General features: G+C 70.7%; 17 protein-coding genes and 1 pseudogene. 9 read left to right on the top strand and 9 right to left on the bottom strand.

What is annotated here, in order from left to right; genetic code table 11:
• Positions 1 to 61 precede the first annotated feature (61 nt).
• The 6 genes from tkt to pgl all read left to right on the top strand — a co-directional run bounded on the left by tkt (position 62) and on the right by pgl (position 8,268).
• Positions 62 to 2,170 carry a transketolase gene (gene tkt / locus ABZX61_RS36130; RefSeq protein WP_355200623.1) on the top strand — a complete coding sequence of 703 codons (2,109 nt, stop codon included), beginning with the start codon at positions 62 to 64 and terminating at the stop codon, positions 2,168 to 2,170.
• Between the two features lie 7 nt (positions 2,171 to 2,177).
• Positions 2,178 to 3,269 (top strand): transaldolase, encoded by a 1,092-nt coding sequence (tal, locus tag ABZX61_RS36125; RefSeq protein WP_355200622.1) that lies wholly within the window; start codon positions 2,178 to 2,180, stop codon positions 3,267 to 3,269.
• On the top strand, positions 3,269 to 4,882 hold the full coding sequence (locus ABZX61_RS36120; protein ID WP_355200994.1) for a glucose-6-phosphate isomerase: 1,614 nt from the start codon (positions 3,269 to 3,271) through the stop codon (positions 4,880 to 4,882). Before tal ends, ABZX61_RS36120 begins: the two co-directional genes overlap by 1 nt.
• A gap of 1 nt (position 4,883) precedes the next feature.
• Positions 4,884 to 6,479, top strand: coding sequence for a glucose-6-phosphate dehydrogenase (gene zwf, locus ABZX61_RS36115; RefSeq protein ID WP_355200621.1), 1,596 nt, complete (start codon positions 4,884 to 4,886; stop codon positions 6,477 to 6,479).
• 67 nt (positions 6,480 to 6,546) lie between these two features.
• Positions 6,547 to 7,461: a glucose-6-phosphate dehydrogenase assembly protein OpcA gene (locus tag ABZX61_RS36110; RefSeq protein ID WP_355200619.1), complete on the top strand. Its 915-nt coding sequence runs from the start codon at positions 6,547 to 6,549 to the stop codon at positions 7,459 to 7,461.
• A gap of 33 nt (positions 7,462 to 7,494) precedes the next feature.
• Positions 7,495 to 8,268: a 6-phosphogluconolactonase gene (gene pgl / locus ABZX61_RS36105; protein WP_355200617.1), complete on the top strand. Its 774-nt coding sequence runs from the start codon at positions 7,495 to 7,497 to the stop codon at positions 8,266 to 8,268.
• 92 nt (positions 8,269 to 8,360) lie between these two features.
• Here the strand turns inward: pgl and add are convergent, their stop codons facing one another.
• Positions 8,361 to 9,395 (bottom strand): adenosine deaminase, encoded by a 1,035-nt coding sequence (gene add / locus ABZX61_RS36100; RefSeq protein WP_355200616.1) that lies wholly within the window; start codon positions 9,393 to 9,395, stop codon positions 8,361 to 8,363.
• A gap of 99 nt (positions 9,396 to 9,494) precedes the next feature.
• On the opposite strand from add, the gene ABZX61_RS36095 reads away from it, so the two are divergent.
• Entirely contained in the window at positions 9,495 to 10,241 is a 747-nt protein-coding gene (locus tag ABZX61_RS36095; protein WP_355200615.1) for a class I SAM-dependent methyltransferase, read from the top strand.
• Here the strand turns inward: ABZX61_RS36095 and ABZX61_RS36090 are convergent.
• From ABZX61_RS36090 to ABZX61_RS36080, 3 genes are all read right to left on the bottom strand, one after another.
• Positions 10,230 to 10,805, bottom strand: a complete 576-nt coding sequence (locus ABZX61_RS36090) for a TetR/AcrR family transcriptional regulator (RefSeq protein ID WP_355200614.1) — start codon at positions 10,803 to 10,805, stop codon at positions 10,230 to 10,232. The genes ABZX61_RS36095 and ABZX61_RS36090 overlap by 12 nt on opposite strands.
• Before the next feature lie 12 nt (positions 10,806 to 10,817).
• Positions 10,818 to 11,687, bottom strand: coding sequence for an oxidoreductase (locus tag ABZX61_RS36085; protein ID WP_355200613.1), 870 nt, complete (start codon positions 11,685 to 11,687; stop codon positions 10,818 to 10,820).
• 77 nt (positions 11,688 to 11,764) lie between these two features.
• Positions 11,765 to 12,511 (bottom strand): hypothetical protein, encoded by a 747-nt coding sequence (locus ABZX61_RS36080; protein WP_355200611.1) that lies wholly within the window; start codon positions 12,509 to 12,511, stop codon positions 11,765 to 11,767.
• 72 nt (positions 12,512 to 12,583) lie between these two features.
• Between ABZX61_RS36080 and ABZX61_RS36075 the strand changes: the two are divergent.
• A pseudogene (locus ABZX61_RS36075) lies at positions 12,584 to 13,000 on the top strand (Clp protease N-terminal domain-containing protein); the annotation flags it as partial.
• A gap of 174 nt (positions 13,001 to 13,174) precedes the next feature.
• Here the strand turns inward: ABZX61_RS36075 and ABZX61_RS36070 are convergent.
• Positions 13,175 to 14,194, bottom strand: coding sequence for a GNAT family N-acetyltransferase (locus ABZX61_RS36070; RefSeq protein WP_350739966.1), 1,020 nt, complete (start codon positions 14,192 to 14,194; stop codon positions 13,175 to 13,177).
• A 508-nt stretch (positions 14,195 to 14,702) separates the two neighbouring features.
• Here ABZX61_RS36070 and ABZX61_RS36065 point away from each other — a divergent pair.
• Positions 14,703 to 16,307 (top strand): amidohydrolase, encoded by a 1,605-nt coding sequence (locus ABZX61_RS36065; RefSeq protein ID WP_355200609.1) that lies wholly within the window; start codon positions 14,703 to 14,705, stop codon positions 16,305 to 16,307.
• A 79-nt stretch (positions 16,308 to 16,386) separates the two neighbouring features.
• On the opposite strand, the gene ABZX61_RS36060 is transcribed toward ABZX61_RS36065, so the two are convergent.
• From ABZX61_RS36060 to ABZX61_RS36045, 4 genes are all read right to left on the bottom strand, one after another.
• Positions 16,387 to 16,731, bottom strand: coding sequence for an RNA polymerase-binding protein RbpA (locus tag ABZX61_RS36060; RefSeq protein ID WP_350739960.1), 345 nt, complete (start codon positions 16,729 to 16,731; stop codon positions 16,387 to 16,389).
• A 74-nt stretch (positions 16,732 to 16,805) separates the two neighbouring features.
• Entirely contained in the window at positions 16,806 to 17,036 is a 231-nt protein-coding gene (gene secG, locus ABZX61_RS36055) for a preprotein translocase subunit SecG (RefSeq protein ID WP_185076999.1), read from the bottom strand.
• 99 nt (positions 17,037 to 17,135) lie between these two features.
• Positions 17,136 to 17,918, bottom strand: a complete 783-nt coding sequence (tpiA, locus tag ABZX61_RS36050) for a triose-phosphate isomerase (protein ID WP_350739957.1) — start codon at positions 17,916 to 17,918, stop codon at positions 17,136 to 17,138.
• A gap of 7 nt (positions 17,919 to 17,925) precedes the next feature.
• Positions 17,926 to 19,125 (bottom strand): phosphoglycerate kinase, encoded by a 1,200-nt coding sequence (locus ABZX61_RS36045; protein ID WP_355200992.1) that lies wholly within the window; start codon positions 19,123 to 19,125, stop codon positions 17,926 to 17,928.
• Between the last annotated feature and the right edge of the window lie 229 nt (positions 19,126 to 19,354).

The raw sequence follows: 19,354 nt of genomic DNA, 5'->3' as shown, positions 1-19,354 counted from the left end.
TTAGGGTCCCGTGTGGGCGGGATAGCCAATCAATGACTACTAGATTCCGGAGATCGAGCACTTGAGCACCGAACTCGTGCCAGCCCTCGAATGGACCGACCTGGACAAGCAGGCGGTCGACGTCGTTCGAGCCCTGGCGATGGACGCAGTGGAGAAGGCGGGCTCGGGTCACCCCGGCACCGCCATGAGCCTGGCTCCCGCCGCATACCTGCTGTTCCAGCGTGTGATGCGTCACGACCCGACCGATCCCAAGTGGGCCGGGCGCGACCGTTTCGTGCTGTCGTGCGGCCACTCGAGCCTGACGCTCTACATCCAGCTCTACCTGTCCGGCTACGGCCTCACGCTCGACGACCTGCGCCGGCTGCGCCAGTGGGACAGCCTCACGCCCGGTCACCCCGAGTACGGCCACACGGCGGGCGTCGAGACCACCACCGGCCCGCTCGGCCAGGGCCTGGGCAACGCGGTCGGCATGGCGATGGCGGCCCGCCGCGAGCGCGGCCTGTTCGACCCCGACACCGAGGCCGGCGGCTCGCCGTTCGACCACCACATCTGGTGCGTGGTCAGCGACGGCGACATCGAGGAGGGCATCAGCCACGAGGCCAGCTCCATCGCCGGCCACCAGAAGCTGGGCAACCTCATCGTCGTGTGGGACGACAACCAGATCTCCATCGAGGACGACACGCTGATCGCCAAGTCCGAGGACGTGGTCAAGCGTTACGAGGCCTACGGCTGGCACACCCAGAGCGTCGACTGGACCGAGACCGGCGAGTACGCCGAGGACGTCCAGGCGCTCTACGACGCGCTGCAGGCGGCCAAGGCGGAGACCGACCGGCCGTCGTTCATCCGGCTGCGCACGATCATCGGCTGGCCGGCCCCCAACAAGAAGAACACCGGCAAGATCCACGGCTCGGCCCTGGGCGAGGCGGAGGTCGCCGCCACCAAGGAAGTCCTCGGCATGGACCCGGCCAAGACGTTCGACGTCCCGGCCGCAGTGCTGGAGCACGCCCGCGGCGTCGCCCAGCGCGGCCGCGCCGAGCACGCCGAGTGGGAGAAGGGCTACGCCGAGTGGCGGCTGGCCAACCCCGAGCGCGCCGAGGAGTTCGACCGCATCTCCCAGCGCGAGCTGCCCAACGGCTGGGCCAGGGCGCTGCCGTCGTTCGAGACGGGCGCGTCGATCTCGACCCGCAAGGCCTCCGGCGACGTGCTCAGCGCGCTGGCGCCGGTGCTGCCGGAGCTGTGGGGCGGCTCGGCCGACCTGGCGGAGTCGAACAACACCACGATGAAGGGTGAGCCGTCCTTCATCCCCGAGGAGTTCCAGACCAAGGAGTTCCCCGGCAACCGCTACGGCCGCACGCTGCACTTCGGCATCCGCGAGCACGCCATGGGCGCCATCCTCAACGGCATCGCCCTGCACGGCGGCACCCGCCCGTACGGCGGCACCTTCCTGGTCTTCTCCGACTACATGCGCCCCTCGGTGCGCCTGGCCGCGCTGATGAAGCTGCCGGTCACGTACGTGTGGACGCACGACTCCATCGGCCTCGGCGAGGACGGCCCCACCCACCAGCCGATCGAGCACCTGTGGTCGCTGCGCGCGATCCCCGGACTCGACGTGGTGCGCCCGGCCGACGCCAACGAGACGGCGTACGCCTGGAAGACCGTGCTCAAGCACACCGACCGGCCCGCCGCTCTGGCTCTGACCAGGCAGAACCTGCCGGTCGTCGAGGGCACCAGCGCCGAGGGCGTGGCCCACGGCGGTTACATCCTGCGCGAGGCCTCCGACGGCCAGCCCAAGGTCATCCTCATCGCCACCGGCAGCGAGGTGGAGATCGCGCTGGCGGGCCGCGAACTGCTGGAGGGCAAGGGCATCCCGACGCGGGTCGTGTCGATGCCGTGTGTCGAATGGTTCAAGGGGCAGGACATCGCATATAGGCAGACGGTTCTGCCTTCGTCGATCCGGGCTCGCGTCGCGGTCGAGGCCGGCATCGCGCTCGGCTGGCACGAGTTCGTCGGCGAATGCGGCGAAGTGGTCGGTCTCGAACACTTCGGTGCCTCCGCCCCGTACAAGACTTTGTACGAGCTGTTCGGGCTGACGGCGGAGCGCGTGGCGGCGGCGGCACATGCGAGCCTGGCCAAGCTTGGTCAGGAAAAGGGCGAGACGACGGGAAACTGAAGAAGAGATGAGCGAGATCCTCAAGAACCTGTCCGGCCAGGGCGTTGCCATCTGGCTCGACGACATCAGCCGTGAGCGACTGCGCACGGGCAACCTGGAGCAGCTGATCCGCGAGAAGAGCGTCGTCGGGGTGACCTCCAACCCGACGATCTTCGCCAACGCGCTCAGCAAGGGCGACGCCTACGCCTCCCAGCTCCACGACCTCGCCGTACGCGGCGTGGACGTGGGCGAGGCCGTGCGCGCCATCACCACCTACGACATCCGCTGGGCCGCCGACGTGCTGCGCCCCGTCTTCGACGCCACGGGCGGCGTGGACGGCCGCGTGTCGCTGGAGGTGGACCCGCGCCTGGCCCGCGAGACCGAGAAGACGGTCGCCGAGGCCCGGGCGCTGTGGTGGATGGTCGACAGGCCCAACCTGTTCATCAAGATCCCGGCCACGGTCGAGGGTCTGCCCGCGATCACGCAGGCGCTCTCGGAGGGCATCAGCGTCAACGTCACGCTGATCTTCTCCCTCGAGCGCTACCGCGCGGTCATGGACGCCTGGCTCGCCGGCCTCGAGGCGGCGCAGGCCAAGGGCCTCAACCTCGCCACGATCGAGTCGGTGGCCTCGTTCTTCGTCAGCCGCGTCGACACCGAGATCGACAAGCGGCTCGACAAGGTGGGCAAGCCGGAGCTGAAGGGCAAGGCGGGCATCGCCAACGCGCGCCTGGCCTACGCGGCGTACGAGGACGTGATGAACTCCGAGCGCTGGCAGCGCCTGCGCTCGGCGGGCGCCCGTCCGCAGCGGCCGCTGTGGGCCTCGACCGGCGTCAAGAACCCCGACTACTCCGACACCATGTACGTCGACCAGCTCGTCGCCCCCGGCACCGTCAACACGATGCCGGAGAAGACGCTCGACGCCACGGCCGACCACGCCAACGTCACCGGCGACACGGTCCGGCCCTTCTACGAGCAGGCCTGGAACACCATGGCCGCGCTCAAGGAGGCCGGCATCGACTACGACGACGTGGTGAAGGTGCTGGAGGACGAGGGCGTCGAGAAGTTCGAGGCGTCCTGGAACGAGTTGCTCGAGAGCGTCACCAAGAACCTGGTTCCGTGATGGAGGTGCTCTACCGCGAGGAGGGGGTGGCCTCGGCCGCTTCCTCCGTCGCGGGGCGCCTCGTCGCCGACGGCGTGCCCGCGCGGCTCGCCGCCGGCGACCCCACGCTGTGGGGTGAGGACGCCGAGCGGGAGGCGGCGGTCAGGCTCGGCTGGCTGACCCTGCCCCGCTACTCTCGCGAGCTGCTGCCCGTGCTGGGCGGGCTCGTCGAGCGGGCCCGCGCCGCGGGCCTGACCAACGTGGTGCTGGCCGGGATGGGCGGCTCGTCGCTGGCGGCGGAGGTCATCTGCGCGACCGCCGACGTGCCGCTCACCGTGCTGGACACGACCGACCCGGGGCAGGTGCGGCGCGCGCTGAGCGAGCAGCTCGACGCCACGGTGGTGGTCGTGGCCGGCAAGAGCGGCTCGACCGTGGAGACCGACTCCCTGCTGCGGATCTACGAGCGGCTGTTCACCGACGCGGGCCTGGCCCCCTCCGGCCGCGTCGTGGTCGTCACCGACCCGGGCTCGCCGCTGGAGAAGCGGGCCGTGGAGGCCGGTTACGCGCTGGTGCTCGCCCAGCCGGACGTCGGCGGCCGTTTCTCGGCGCTGTCGGCGTTCGGGCTGGTGCCCAGCGCGCTGGCGGGCGCCGACGTGGCGCGGCTGCTGGACGAGGCCGGGGAGGTGCTGCCGCTGCTGTCGCGCGACACCGGCAACCCCGGGCTCGACCTGGGTGCCGCGCTCGGCGGCGCGGCGCTGGCCGGGCGCGACAAGCTGCTGCTGGAGGACCAGCTCTCGGCCATCACCGGGCTGCCCGACTGGATCGAGCAGCTCGTGGCCGAGTCCACCGGCAAGCAGGGCAGGGGGATGCTGCCCGTCGTGGGCGCCGACCCCAACGAGAGCGGCGACGAGCTGGTCGTCGCCATCGAGACCGACGTCGGGGACGTGCGCGTGGACGGGCCGCTGGGCGCGCAGTTCCTGGTCTGGGAGTACGCCACCGCCCTCGCGGGGCTGCTCCTGGAGATCAACCCGTTCGACCAGCCGAACGTGGCCGAGTCGAAGGCGAACACCGCGGCGCTGCTGGCCCTGCCCGACCTGCCGACCGGCGCGCCGTCGTTCGTGGACGGGCCCGTCGAGGTGTACGGCGCGGCCACGGCCCGGGACCTGCCCGGGCTGTTCGCCGAGTTGCTGAACGCGATACCGGCGGACGGCTATCTGTCGATCATGGCCTTTCTGGACCGGATGGCGGCCTTCGACGCCCCGGTGCCCGACGGGGCCGACTTCGAGCAGATGACCGACGCCTGGATGATGGCCGACCCGGCGACGCTGCGGGCGCTGCTCGCGCTGCGCACGAACCGGCCGGTGACGTTCGGGTGGGGCCCGCGCCTGCTGCACTCGACGGGGCAATACCACAAGGGCGGGCCGCAGAACGGGGTGTTCCTGCAGATCACCGGGGCGGTGGCCGAGGACGTGACGGTCCCCGGCCGGCCGTACACGCTGGGGCGGCTCCAGCTGGCCCAGGCGCTCGGCGACCTGGGGGCCCTCGAGACCCGCGGACGGCCCGCCGTACGACTGCATTTGACCGATCGCGCGGCGGGTGTCGCGCGTTTGCTCGCAGCAGCACAGGAGGCTTGACATGACTGACCCGGCAGCACCCGTGGAGGAGGCCGTCGCGGCCGCCGTCGCGGGCACCGCCACCACCGAGGAGGTGGCCGCCGCCAACCCGCTGCGCGATCCGCGCGACAAGCGGCTGCCGCGGGTTGCGGGACCGTGCGTGATGGTGTTGTTCGGCGTGACGGGTGACCTGGCCAAACGCAAGCTGTTGCCGGCGATTTACGACCTGGGCAACCGGGGGCTGCTGCCGCCCGGCTTCTCGCTGGTCGGCTTCGCCCGGCGCGATTGGAAAGACCAGGATTTCGCCCAGTTGACGCACGACGCCGTCAAGGCGCACGCCAGGACGCCCTTCCGCGAGGAGGTCTGGAAGCAGATCCGCGAGGGCATCCACTTCGTGCCCGGCGAGTTCTCCGACGACGGGGCGTTCGACGCGCTGGCCATGGCGCTGGCGGAGATCGACGAGACCCGGGGCACGGGCGGAAACTACGCGTTCTACCTGTCGGTGCCGCCGAAGTTCTTCCCCGTGGTGGTGGAGCAGCTCAAGCGGACCGGGCTGGCCGACGCGCCCGACGGGTCGTGGCGCCGCGTGGTCATCGAGAAGCCGTTCGGGCACGACCTCAAGTCGGCCCACGAGCTGAACGAGATCACCAACTCGGCCTTCCCGGAGAGCTCGATCTTCCGGATCGACCACTACCTGGGCAAGGAGACCGTCCAGAACATCATGGCGCTGCGGTTCGCCAACAACCTCTACGAGCCCATCTGGAACCGCGGCTTCGTCGACCACGTGCAGATCACCATGGCCGAGGACATCGGCATCGGCGGGCGCGCGGGCTACTACGACGGCATCGGCGCGGCCCGCGACGTGATCCAGAACCACCTGCTCCAGCTCCTCGCGCTGGTCGCCATGGAGGACCCGACCTCGTTCGATGCCTCGGCGCTGCGGCGGGAGAAGGAGAAGGTGCTCAAGGCCGTGCGGCTGCCGGCCAACCTGGCGCTGAACACGGCGCGGGGCCAGTACTCCGCCGGCTGGCAGGGCGGCGAGAAGGTCGTCGGCTACCTGCAGGAGGAGGGCATCTCGCCCGAGTCCACGACCGAGACGTACGCGGCCGTCAAGCTGGAGATCGCCAACCGCCGCTGGGCGGGCGTGCCGTTCTACCTGCGCACCGGCAAGCGGCTGGGCCGCCGGGTGACGGAGGTGGCCGTGGTGTTCCAGCGGGCGCCGCACCTGCCGTTCAGCAAGGACGACACCGAGATCCTGGGCCAGAACGCGCTGGTGGTGCGGGTCCAGCCGGACGAGGGCATCACCGTGCGGTTCGGCTCGAAGGTGCCGGGGACCGCCATGGAGGTCCGGGACGTCTCCATGGACTTCGCCTACGGCGAGTCGTTCCTGGAGTCGTCTCCGGAGGCGTACGAGCGGCTGCTGCTCGACGTGATGATCGGCGACCCGCCGCTCTTTCCGCACCAGCGGGAGGTCGAGCTGTCGTGGACGATCCTCGACCCGATCGAGGAGTTCTGGGCCACGCAGGGCCAGCCCGAGCCCTACGAGTCCGGTTCGTGGGGGCCGCCGTCGGCCGACGCGATGATGGCCCGCGACGGCCGCGTGTGGAGGAGACTCTAGTGATCGAGCGTAGCGAGAGAACCATCGGACACAGCACCACAGTCGCGAGTCCGACGAAGGAGGACTCGTGACCACGTTCATGCTGTCGGACACGACGGCTGGGAAGATCTCGGCGCAGTTCACGCATCTGCGCCACCAGATGGGCGCGCCCGCCATCGGCATGGTGCTGACGCTCGTGGTGGTCTGCGAGGAGCGCCACCAGTACGACGCGCTGCGCGCGGCCACCGACGCGGCCCGCGAGCACCCGTCGCGCATCATCGTCGTGATCAACCGTGAGGCCGACGAGCCGATCAGGCTGGACGCGGAGCTGCGCATCGGCGAGTCCACGCCGGGCGAGGTCGTGGTCCTGCGCCTGTACGGCGAGCTGACCCAGCACGCCGACTCCGTGGTCAGCCCGCTCCTGCTGCCCGACACGCCCGTCGTGGTGTGGTGGCCGGGCGCGGCGCCCGACGTCCCGGCCAAGGACGCGGTCGGCGCCCTCGCGCAGCGCCGGATCACCGACGCCAGGGGTTTCGACGACGGCGGCGTCAAGTCGCTGGTGACCAGGGCCAAGGGATACTCCCGCGGCGACACCGACCTGTCCTGGGCCCGGCTGACGCCGTGGCGCAGCCTGCTGGCGGCCGCGTTCGACCAGCCGGTGGGCAAGGTCCGCAAGGGCGTGGTGGAGGCCTCTCCCGGCAACCCGAGCGCGCCGCTGCTGGCCGCCTGGCTGTCGGACCGGCTCGGCGCCCCGATCAAGGTCGTCGACTCCTCCGGCCCCGGGCTGACGGCCGTGCGCCTGCAGCTCAACGACGGCGACCTGGCCGTGGTGCGGCACGACGCCCGCCTGGCCACGCTGTCGCGGCCGGGCCAGCCCGACCGGAACGTGGCCCTGGCCCGGCGCCAGACCGCCGAGCTGATGGCGGAAGAGCTGCGCAGGCTCGACCCCGACGAGATCTACGAGGCCGCGGTCAAGCGGTTCGCACGCACGTACAAGGGATGACGTGGGACCGCAGTGGCTGAGAAAGTAGTACCTGTGAGCGTTCCCAGCGTGGTCGTCCATCGCGACGCCGATGTCCTGGCCAATGCCGTGGCGGCACGGATCATCACCCGCCTGGTCGACGTGCAGTCGGCCAAGGGGTCGGCCTCGATCGTGCTCACGGGCGGCACGGTCGGCATCGCCACGCTGGCGGCGATCGCCGCGACCCCCGCCCGCGACGCCGTCGACTGGCGCCGGCTGGACATCTGGTGGGGCGACGAGCGCTTCGTGCCCTCCGGCGACAAGGAACGCAACGAGACCGGCGCCCGGGAGGCCCTGCTCGACCACGTGGACGTCAACCCGGAGCGGGTCCACGTCATGCTCGGCCCCGACTCGGGCCTGACGGCCGAGGAGTCGGCCGAGTCCTACGCGGCCGAGCTGCGCAGGGCGGCCCGGCCGGAGGACCACGGTCCCGTGCCCGGCTTCGACGTGATGCTGCTCGGCATGGGGCCCGACGCGCACGTGGCGTCGCTGTTCCCGGGCATGCCCGCGCTGTACGACACGCGCCCGGTGGTGGCCGTCCACGGCGCGCCGAAACCGCCGCCGACCCGCATCTCGCTGACGCTGCCCGCCATCCAGTCCTCGCGCGAGGTCTGGGTGGTGGCGGCCGGTGAGGAGAAGTCGGGCGCCGTCCGGCTGGCGCTGTCGGAGTCGGGGCACGTCCAGGTGCCCGCTTCGGGTGCCAGAGGGCGGGCGCGCACGCTGTTCCTGCTGGACCGGGCGGCGGCGAGCAAGATCCCGCCGGAGCTCGGGCGCATCTCGTCCCCCTGAGGCCGTGATTCCGGACCCAGATTCCGGACCCAGATTTCGGGCCCTGATTCCGGACAGGGCGGGGGCCGCGCGGTTCCCGCCCTGTGTCGTCCCTACCCGGCCAGCTGGTCGATCTCCTCGATCAGCGCCTGCTTGCGCTCCTCGGCCAGGTACGACGCCCGCACGCCGTTCCTGGCCAGCTGGGCCAGCTCGGACTTGCCGAAGCCGAAGGCGCGGGCCGCAGCCCGGTACTCGTCGGCCAGCGTCGTGGCGAACATGGGCGGGTCGTCGCTGTTCAGCGTCACGTACAGGCCCTCCTCCAGCATCCGCGGCAGCGGGTGCCCGGCGAGGTCGGCGACCTGGCCGGTGCAGACGTTCGAGGTGGGGCAGACGTCCAGCGGGAGCTGGGTGTCGCGCAGGTGTGCGACCAGGCGCGGGTCGGCGAGGCAGTTGATGCCGTGACCGATGCGTTCGGCGCCGTAGCCCTCGATGACCTCCCAGATCGTCTCGGGGCCGGACATCTCGCCGCCGTGCGGGACGCTGTGGAGGCCGGCGGCGCGGGCCGCCGAGAACGCCGATCGGTACGCGTCCCGATATTTCGGGCGCTCCTGCTCGATGCCGCCGATCCCGAAACCTACCAGCGCGGCGGGAGGTTCCTGGAGCGCGTGCTCCACGGTCACCTTGGCGGCCTCCTCGCCGTACTCGCCGGGGATGTCGAAGATGTACGCCATCTCCACCCCGTGATCGGCCAGCGAACGGGCGGCGGCCAGGTCAAGTGCCTCCGTCACCTCGCGCATGGGCATGCCGACGATGTGGTGGGCGTACGGCGTCACCTGGAGCTCCACGTAATGGGCGCCCTGCGGGGCCAGGTCGCGGGCCAGGCCGAGGACGAGGGTCGCCACGTCCTCGGGCTCCCTGACGAGCGCGTTGACGGCCCGGTACACCTGGGCGAAGTGCGGGAAGTCGCGGAAGGTGTAGAAGCGGCGCAGCTCCTCCTCGCTGGTGGGGACCGTGCTGCCGGGGTGGCGGCGGGCGAGTTCGAGCACGGTGGGGACCGAGGCCGAGCCGATCAGGTGCACGTGGAGCTCGACCTTGGGGAGCCCGTCGATGAAGGCGTCGATGGTGGCGTCGGTGGCGTCGATGGTCATGGCGACGACCATACGAGCGATATTTCCCGAAAAAATAGCCTTCATGGGGAAATCTCACAGAAGAATGTCAGGATCGGCGGCTGGGATAGGGTTGAAGGCGTGACCAACGCCGAAGCGTACGATCGCGGCTTCGCCCACCTGAGCTCCCACACCGTCGGCCCCCTCCTCGACCGGGCGTGCGCGCCCCGCCTGCTCGACATCGGCTGCGGCACCGGCGTGGTCACCTCCGCGGCGCTCGCGTTAGGCGCCGAGGTCACGGCCGTGGACGCCGATCCCGGCATGCTCGAGCTGACCGCGCGCCGCCACCCGTACGCGACGATCCGCCAGGCCACACTCCCCGAGCTCCCCTTCAACGACGGGGAATTTGACGCCATAGCCGGAAATTTCGTCATCAATCATGTGCCCGACACGGCCAGGGCCCTCAAGGAGCTCCACCGCGTGCTGCGTCCCGGCGGCACCATCGCGCTGACCTGGTGGAAGTCCGACGAGATGACCGCCACCAACGTCTTCGCCGACGCCATCGCCGCCGCCGGCGTCCCCTACGAGCCGCCGGCCCGGCCGTTCACCGGCAACGACACGCCGCGGCGCTTCACCGAGCTGCTGGAGGCGGCGGGGTTCGAGGCGGCGGCGGTCGATCCGGTGCGCTGGCACCACCGGGTCGATGTGGCCACCTGGTGGGACGACATCGTGCAGGCGGGCGGCCCGCGCTTCGCGATGATCGCCAGACAGCCGCCGGAGACCTTCGAGCGGATCAGGGCCTGCTACACCCGGCTGGCGGCCCCGTACGAGCGGGAGGGCTTCCCCGTGTGCGCCTACCTGGCGCACGCCGCCCGGTCAGGCCTTTGACCAGGCGGTCACCAGCGGCATCAGCACCCCGTCGACGGACTCCGCGACGAACTCGGGGCCGAAAGGCGGCCCCGTGAAGATCATCCGATGCCACACCAGCGCCTCCGCCAGCGCGAAGAGCCGCCCGGGGTCGACCCGCCCGGCCAGTTCTCCGCGTTTCACGGCCCGCTCCAGCGGTTCGCGCACGGCGTCGAAGTCTCTCGCGTGCAGGTGCTCGCGCAGCGTGCGTGCCAGCTCCTGGTGGGACAGCAGCGTCGAGGACAGGCCGATGATGAGACTGTGCTTGCGCTCCACCGTCTCGCACAGGCCGCGGAAGACGGCGGCCAGGTCGCCGCGGAGCGACCCGGTGTCGGCACCCTCCGGCGTGTCCATGTCGAATCGCCGGCAGATGACGTCCACCACCAGCTCGGGCTTGCCCGCCCAGCGCCGGTAGATGGTGGCCTTGCTGGCCCTGGCCCGCTTGGCGATCTGGTCGACCGACATCCGGTCGTAGCCGACCTCCGACAGCAGCTCCAACGTGGCGTCGAGAATGGCCCGTTCACGCTCGGGGTCGAGTGGAGCCACGTACACGTCCTTCTAGCTGTAGGCGATTTCCTTGAATCGTACGCCCGTCAGCTCGGCCGATACGTCCCAGAGCCTTCTGGCGAGCTCTTCCGACCTGGCCGTCTCCGACGGCGTGAGGAGCTTGAGCTTGGGACCGACGAACTCGCCGCCCCGGATGTCGGGAGAGGTCGCGGCGTAGAGGGAGGGCATCGCACCGGCCTCCGCCGACTGGAGGAACACCCCCACAAGGGGCTGTAGCGGCCCTATCTTGACGATGTTCGTGGCGGTCGCACCTGGATGGCTCGCGGCGCTCGTGAGGGCCACACCGGCCCTCTCAGCACGTCGCTGGAGCTCCAGGGTGAAGAGCAGATTGGCGAGCTTGGAGCGTCCATACGAGCTCATCCGGCGGTACCCGCGCTTCAGGTCGAGGTTGTCGAAGTCGATCTTGCCCCACACGTGCGCGTCGCTGGAGACCGTGACCACGCGGGCGCCGGGGGCCTCGAGCAGGCGGGGCAGCAGCAGGCCGGTGAGCGCGTAATGGCCCAGGTGGTTGGTGCCGAACTGCATCTCGAAGCCGTCCTTGGTCTCCCGCCGGGAGATCAGGCCGATGCCCGCGTTGTTGATCAGCAGGTCCACCTGGTCGACACCCTCGGCGAAACGCCTCACCGAGGCCAGGTCCGCCAGATCGAGCCGGCCGTACTCGACCTGGCCGCCGGGCACCGCCCGCAGGATGTCCGCCACGGTCGCCTCGCCCTTCTCGGGCGAGCGCGCGGCGACGATGACGCGGGCGCCGTGCCTGGCCAGCTCCAGCGCGGTGGGCCGGCCGATACCGCTGTTGGCGCCGGTCACGATGGCGGTCCTGCCGGTCAGGTCGGGGATGGAGTCGGGGGTCCAGCCAGTCATCGCCACTCCTCGGGTCTGGGCGCATGAATCGCTACTGTGGCTCGTTGGTGTACGAAACCGTTTCGTACACCACCACCCTAGCCCAATCTCTGCCGCGCGTGCCGCTCCTCGCGCCGGGCGACTTCCAGCCGCTGCCCGCTCTCGGTGAGCCTCTTGCGGGCCTTGGCCAGCTTCCGCTCCAGCAGCGCCACCCGCTCGGCGCGCTCGTCGTGCTCCCGCACGGCGGACTCCAGCGCCGCCTGCCACTCCCGGTGCGCGGCCTCGGCCTCCTCGCGTTCCCTGGCCCTCCTGGCCTCGGCCTCCTCGCGCTTCTGCGCCTCGTCCTCGGGGGACGGCCGCCTGGCGGGCCGCTCGCGCGGGACGGGGGCGGGGGCGAAGCCGCTGTAGCTGAGCGGCTTGACCAGGCAGCCCCGGCGCACCTGCGCGGCCGCGCCGGCGTCCACGATGGCGGACTCCAGCGTCTGGTCCACCTCGGCGGCCGCCGCGGGCGACAGGCCGCCCGCCTGCCTGACGAGCCTGCCCACCTTGCCCATGACGCCTGCGCGGCGCCGGGTCAGCTCGGCCAGCGCGTCGGCGTCCTGCTCCTGCCAGGCCGCGCGCAGCCGCTCTCCCACGTCGAGCAGTTCGGCGAGCTCGTCGGGGCGCTCGCGGACGACCCGGTTCACGGCCCAGGCGGACACCGTGGGCTTGCGGAGCTTCGCTATCTCGCGGGCGAGCCCCGCCTCACCCGCGTCCTTGGCCGCGCGGGCCTCGGCCTCGCGCGCGGCGGTGAACTCGGACGGCGGCAGCGCGTAGAGCCGGCCGGCCACCTCGTCAAGATCCACACAGGACAAATACCCCACATCCGCTGGTTTGTAGCGCATAGTGGAGGCAGTGGCAGTCGAACGGAGGCCCCCGTGTTCGAACGCTTCACCGACCGTGCGCGACGGGTCGTCGTCCTCGCCCAGGAGGAGGCGCGGATGATGAGCCACAACTACATCGGCACGGAGCACATCCTGCTCGGCCTGATCCACGAGGGCGAGGGTCTGGCCTCGCTGGTGCTCGACGGCTGTGGCGTGGAGCTCGACCACGTACGCGCCTTCGTCGAACGCGAGGTGGGCCACGGCACCAAGTCGCCCAGCGGGCACATCCCCTTCACACCGCGCGCCAAGAAGGTCCTGGAACTGTCACTGCGCGAGGCCCTGCAGCTGCGCCACAACTACATCGGCACCGAGCACATCCTGCTCGGCCTGATCAGGGAGGGAGAGGGGCTGGCGGCCCAGGCGCTCGTGGACGCGGGCGCGGACCTGGCGGACGTACGGCAGCGGCTGCTCGACCGCGTGGGCCGCGGCTCCAAGGAGCGACCCACCGAGATGTTCTTCGCCGGCGGCTCCGTGCTGGGCGAGCGGCTCACCCGCATCGAGGAGAGCCTGGAGCGCATCGAACGCCACCTGGGCATCCGGCCGCAGGCCGACAAGCGGCCGGAAGAGCCGCCGGGCGAAGAGGGCCTAGGCTGAGACCATCGTGCCGACCGGCAGCCTGCCCTCCATCACCCCGGGGTCCTCGGTGTAGCCGAGCGTGGCGCCCAAGGAGATCAGCAGCCTGCGCATCCTGGCGTTGTCGGACAGCATGGTGGCCTTGACCTCGGCGTACCCCAGGTCGCGGGCGCTCCGCACGAGCATCCTGGCCATCGCCGTGCCCAGGCCACGCCCCTGCCAGCGGTCCTCGACCAGGAAGGCCATCTCCGCGATGCCCGGGTCGGGGGTGAACATGAGGTTGGCCATCGCCACGACCTGCCCGTCGTGCCCGGCGACCAGCGAGAATCCCCTGCTCCTGTCGCACAGCCGGTCGAACGTGCGCGCCGGCAGCGCGGGCATCGAGGTGAAGTAGCGGAACCGGCGCGACTCGGGCGAGCACCTGTCGTGCAGGTCGCGCACGGCCTCGCGGTAGATCGAGGTGAGCGGCCGGACCGTGACCTCGACGCCGTCGGAGAGCTTGATCGCGCGCTCGGCGGCGCTCGTCTCCGCGGGCTGGGCGAGCCTGGCGAAGGAGGCCGCCCTGGCCGCCTCGGTCAGCGTGAACGGGAGCTCCGCGCGGCGCAGCCGGACCGCCCGCCTGGGGGCCACGGGGACGACGAGCTGGGTCGGGTCGGGAAGATCACTCACCGCTTCACCATAGATCCACCTGGCGTCGTCCGCGCGCAGCAGCTCGGCCAGGAGCTCGGGCAGCCGCCACGGCATGGAACGCAGCCTGGAGGCCAGCAGCAGCGCCCTGGTGGGCTCGTCGGTCAGCTCGTGGGCGGTGGCGGGGACCACCTGGACGCGGCGGCCGCCGGCCGCCTCCAGCGCCTCGCGCACCGTCTCGGGGTTGGCGGGGATGTCGGCGACGAACTCGTCGACGGTGCCGTCCGCGTCGGACTGCACGCTCAGGCCGAGGATGTTGCCGCCCCTGGCCGCCAGGGCCGCGGCGAGTGAGGCCAGCCGGCCGGGTCGCTCGTCCACCGTGGTGCGGATGCGCAAGAATCCCATGGCTTTGAGCATGCCTGGCAGCTGTTACACGACCGCTAACGATGTGTTTCATCGCGTATTTCATCGCTAGATCGTGCGATTTATCCCCATATTTCCCTCTATCGCCCCCTCCGCACCCCCACCTCTGCAACCCACCTCCGCACCCTCGACCTCCGCGCGCCCGCCGCGATGCGACAACGCGCCATGGCCACCTGGGCGGCCCCCGGACTGGGCCTCGTCAGGAGGCGGAGGTCGCACCACCGCACGGCCCGACGCCGACCGCTCCATCGCGCTCGTAGCCGTCGACCGGCCGAAGATCCGGCCGTCCCGCACGGTGGGGGCGCCGATCGGGAAGGGCGCCCCGTTCGAGCGGTGAGACCCGGCCGCTCCCCGAGCGCGGCGAGGACGCCGTCACGGGCCCGTCAGCAGCCCGGGGGCCGCCCCGCTTGTCGCAGGTCACCGGGCCGGGCGGGAAGATGTACGGCGGGCTCGGAGCGCGCGAGCCGGATCCACCACAGAAAGGAACCCCATGAACATCCTCTTCCGAGGGGGCCGCGTCTTCACGCCGGGCGGCGTGCGGGACGAGGCCGTGCTGGTGAGCGACGGCGTGATCGCCGCGGTGGGTCCGGAGGGCGAGCTCGCCCGCCAGGCGCCGTCCCACGAGACGGTGGATCTGGAGGGTGGCCTGCTGGTGCCCGGCTTCACGGATGCGCACATGCACCCGGTCCAGGCGGGCCTCGAACGGTCAAAGTGCGACTTGTCAGAAGATTTCGGCCTTGACGCCTACATAGCCGTGATAGCCGACTATGCCGCGAAAAATCCGGCTAAAGAGTGGATCGATGGCGGCGGCTGGGACATGGCGGCGTTCCCCGGCGGCCTCCCCCATCGCGACCAGCTCGACTTCCTCGACCGCCCCGCGTACCTCATCCAGCGCGACCACCACGCCGCCTGGGTCAACACCCGGGCCCTCCAGCTGGCCGGCATCACCAAGGACACGCCGGACCCCGCCGACGGCCGCATAGAGCGCGACGCCGCGGGCGAGCCCACCGGCGTGCTGCACGAGGGCGCGATGGACCTCGTCGGCCTGCTCACCCCGCGCCCGACCGCCCAGGACCTGGACGACGCGCTGGAGGACGCGCAGCGGCACCTGTTCTCGCTGGGCATCACCGGCTGGCAGGACGCCATCGTGGGCTCCTACGCGGGCTCCCAGGACCAACTGCCCACCTACCTGTCCGCCGCCCGCTCAGGCAGGCTCAGGGCGCGTGTGGTGGGCGCCCTGTGGTGGGACAGGACGCGCGGCCTGGACCAGATCGAGGAGCTGGTCGAACGCCGTGCCGCCGCCGAGGGCCTCGACCGGTTCAGGGCCACCTCGGTCAAGATCATGCAGGACGGCATCACGGAGAACTTCACGGCGGCCACCCTGGAGCCGTACTGCCTCTGCGGCGGCACGGGCCTGTCGTACGTGGACCCGTACAAGCTCAAGGAGTACGTCGCCGAGCTGGACCGGCTCGGCTTCCAGGTGCACTTCCACGCCATCGGCGAGCGGGCCGTGCGCGAGGCCCTGGACAGCTTCGAGGGCACCGACCCCGCCAACCGCCACCACATCGCCCACCTGCAGATCATCGAGCCGTCGGACGTGCCGCGCTTCGCCGCCCTGGGCGTCACGGCCAACCTGCAGCCGCTGTGGGCCACGCACCACGCCCAGATGGACGAGCTGACCCTGCCGTACCTCGGGGAGCCGCGCTCGTCGTGGCAGTACCCGTTCGCGGACCTGCTCGCGCACGGCACCCGCTTCTGCGCGGGCAGCGACTGGCCGGTCTCCAACGCCGACCCGCTGCAGGGCATGCACGTCGCGGTCAACCGCACGGAGCCCGGCGGCTCGGTGCATGCCGGCTACCCGACCGCGCAGACCCCGTTCCTGCCCGGCCAGCGCATCGACCTGGCCGCCGCCATGACCGCGTACACGGCGGGCTCAGCCTGGATCAACCGCTCCCCGGCCGGTGCCGTCGAGCCGGGCCGCCCGGCCGACCTGGTGGTCCTGGACCGCGACCCGTTCGAGCTCGCGCCGGGCGAGATCTGGACGGCGCGGGCGCGCCTGACGTTCGTGGACGGCGACCCCGTCCACGAAAGCTGAGTCCACGAGGACCGCTGAGCGGCCGCGGAAACGGCGAAAGGGCCTCGGAGAACCGAGACCCTTTCGCCGAACCCAGCCACTACCAGGGGGACTTGTTGTTCCTCAGGCGCTCCAGTGCCTCCTCGAGGATCGCCTTGCCGTCCTTGTCGCTCCTGCGCTCCTTCACATAGGCAAGATGCGTCTTGTACGGCTCGTTCTTCGGTGGGGCAGGCGGGGCCGACTCGTCCTGTCCGGCAGGGAGGCCGCAACGTGGGCAGTCCCAATGTTCGGGAACCGCCGCGTCGCTGGCGAAACTGGGGCGCGTCTCGTGCATGTTGGCGCACCAGAACGAGACCCGCACTCTCGGAGCTGCCTCGCCGCGCTCGGCCTCCCCCATAGGGCCGGCGCCGACTCGGCTGCCACGGATCGCGTTGCCACTACCCACGGATGAACTCCTCGCTCGATCGCCCCGCGCGCAGGCACGGGGGGAGAATCACTGTCACGCGTTAACTTGTTTGCTCAGGGCTTCATGAGAAGGCCGAGAGCGATGATGCAGACGAACCAGATCGTGCCGGTGATGATCGTCAGCCGGTCGAGGTTGCGCTCCACCACCGAGGAACCACCGAAGTTCGACGAGAAACCGCCGCCGAACATGTCAGACAAGCCGCCACCCTTGCCCTTGTGGAGCAGCACGAGCAGGATCATGAGACCGCTCGCCAGGATGAGGGCGATGGAGATTCCGATTTCCACGGTATGCCTGTTCCTTCAATGCTTTGTTACGCGTGACGATTCAGACTTGCCTTCTGAGGGTACGGCCTGTTGTCAAGTCGCACCCCCAGAACGACTCAGTTAGCCTGGCATATCGGAGAAACGGCAGATCTTCGCGAACTCCCCGGCGTCGATGCTGGCACCGCCCACGAGCGCGCCATCGACATCGGGTTGAGCCATGATCCCCGCGATATTGCCCGACTTGACCGAGCCTCCGTAAAGGATACGGATCCCGGCGGCCACTTCGGAGTCGTAGAGCTCCGCGAGTCTGACTCGCAGCGCGCCACAAACCTCCTGGGCGTCCTCCGGGGTGGCCACCTCACCGGTGCCGATCGCCCACACCGGTTCGTAGGCCACCACTATCGATTTTGCCTGCTCGGCGCTGATTTTGCGCAGCGCGCCGTCGAGTTGTCCAAGACTGTGCGCGATGTGGCCGCCCTCTTGACGTACCGACAGGCCCTCCCCGACGCACAGGATCGGGGTGAGCGAGTGCCGGTAGGCGGCCTGCACCTTGGCGTTGACCAGGTCGTCGTCCTCGTGGTGGTACTGCCGCCGCTCCGAGTGGCCGATCACCACATAGGTGCAGCCGAGCTTGGCCAGCATGGCGCCCGAGATCTCACCGGTGTAGGCGCCGCCCTCGTGCTGCGACAGGTCCTGGGCGCCGTACACGATCCTCAGCTTGTCGCCGTCGACCAGCGTCTGCACGCTGCGCAGGTCGGTGTACGGTGGCAGGACGGCGACCTCGGCCTTGTCGAAGTCCTTGTCGTTGAGTGCGAAGGCCAGCTTCTGGACCAGCGCGATGGCCTCGAGGTGGTTGAGGTTCATCTTCCAGTTGCCGGCGATGAGCGGCTTGCGCGTGCTCATGAGTAGCTCAGTCCTCCAGGGCCGCGAGTCCGGGGAGGGCCTTGCCCTCAAGGTATTCGAGACTGGCCCCGCCACCGGTGGAGATGTGCGAGAAACCGTCCTCGGGGAGATCCAGCTTCCGCACGGCCGCCGCCGAGTCGCCGCCGCCCACCACGGTGAAGGCCCCTTCGGCGCTGGTACGGGCGATCAGCGCCTCGGCCACCGCCCTGGTGCCGCCGGAGAACGCGTCGAACTCGAACACGCCCATGGGGCCGTTCCAGAAGACGGTCCTGGCGTCGGCCAGCTTCGAGGCGAACAGCTCGCGCGTCCTGGGCCCGATGTCGAGCCCCTCCCGGTCCGCCGGGATCTCGGTGGCCGCGACCACGTCGTGCTCGGCGTCCGGCCCGAACGTGACCGCCGCCAGCACGTCGACCGGCAGCACGAGGTCGACGCCGCGCTCGGCGGCCGTGTTGAGGAAGCCGCGCACCTGGTCGAGCTGGTCCTCCTGGAGCAGCGACTTGCCGACCTCGTAGCCCTGGGCCTTGAGGAACGTGTACGCCATCCCGCCGCCGATCAGCAGCCGGTCGACCTTGGTCAGCAGGTTGGCGATGACACCGAGCTTGTCGGAGACCTTGGCGCCGCCCAGCACCACCACATAGGGCCGCTCGGGGCTCTCGGTCAGCTTCTTCAGCACCTCGACCTCGGCCACGACCAGCCCGCCCGCCGCGTGCGGCAGCAGCCTGGGCACGTCGTAGACGCTGGCGTGCTTGCGGTGCACCGCGCCGAACCCGTCGCCCACGTAGAGCTCGGCCAGCCCCGCCAGCTTCCCGGCGAACGCGGCCCGCTCGGCGTCGTCCTTGGACTCCTCGCCCGGCTCGTAGCGCAGGTTCTCCAGCAGCGCGACCTCGCCGCCCTGGAGCGTCTCAACCGTGCCATGGGCGCTGTCGCCGACCACGTCGGTCGCGAACGCCACCTCCTGGCCGAGCAGCTCGCCCAGCCGCCTGGCCACCGGCCTGAGCGAGTATTTCGGGTCGGCCTTGCCCTTGGGCCTGCCCAGATGGGCACAGACGACGACCTTGGCGCCCCGTTCCACCAGCGCCTTGATCGTCGGCACCGACGCCCGGATGCGGCCGTCGTCGGTGATCGTCTCCCCGTCGAGGGGGACGTTGAGGTCGACGCGCACAAGCACGCGCCGCCCCTTCACGTCGAGCTCGTCGAGCGTGCGCATGCTCATGCTCCTGTTCATTGCCTCCGCTCCGCGGAGGCGGGCTCGGTCGCTTCGAGCCGTCGCCTGCTTATGGCTTCCGCTCCGCGGAGGCGGGCTCGGTCGCTTCGAGCCGTCGCCTTCCCTCGTCGCTCCGGTCGCTTCGCTCCCTGCGCTCCTCAGTCCAGGCGACGGCGCTCCCTCGCGAACACATGGGCCCCACCCCACGGCGGCGGCTTGTTCGCTCTGAGCC

Source organism: Nonomuraea sp. NPDC003709, assembly GCF_040610775.1.
GTDB classification, from domain to species: Bacteria; Actinomycetota; Actinomycetes; order Streptosporangiales; family Streptosporangiaceae; genus Nonomuraea; species Nonomuraea angiospora_A.
Note: the sequence above shows the minus strand (reverse complement) of the source record. Positions and strands in the feature narration are given on the sequence as shown.

Bases quoted from the DNA above. Each gene is read 5' to 3' on its own strand.
- tal (WP_355200622.1), top strand. From the start codon at position 2,178: ATGAGCGAGATCCTCAAGAACCTGTCCGGCCAGGGCGTTGCCATCTGG.
- ABZX61_RS36120 (WP_355200994.1), top strand. From the start codon at position 3,269: ATGGAGGTGCTCTACCGCGAGGAGGGGGTGGCCTCGGCCGCTTCCTCC.
- ABZX61_RS36070 (WP_350739966.1), bottom strand. From the start codon at position 14,194: ATGGGATTCTTGCGCATCCGCACCACGGTGGACGAGCGACCCGGCCGG.
- add (WP_355200616.1), bottom strand. From the start codon at position 9,395: ATGACCATCGACGCCACCGACGCCACCATCGACGCCTTCATCGACGGG.
- ABZX61_RS36045 (WP_355200992.1), bottom strand. From the start codon at position 19,125: ATGCGCACGCTCGACGAGCTCGACGTGAAGGGGCGGCGCGTGCTTGTG.
- ABZX61_RS36065 (WP_355200609.1), top strand. From the start codon at position 14,703: ATGAACATCCTCTTCCGAGGGGGCCGCGTCTTCACGCCGGGCGGCGTG.
- zwf (WP_355200621.1), top strand. From the start codon at position 4,884: ATGACTGACCCGGCAGCACCCGTGGAGGAGGCCGTCGCGGCCGCCGTC.
- ABZX61_RS36085 (WP_355200613.1), bottom strand. From the start codon at position 11,687: ATGACTGGCTGGACCCCCGACTCCATCCCCGACCTGACCGGCAGGACC.
- tpiA (WP_350739957.1), bottom strand. From the start codon at position 17,918: ATGAGCACGCGCAAGCCGCTCATCGCCGGCAACTGGAAGATGAACCTC.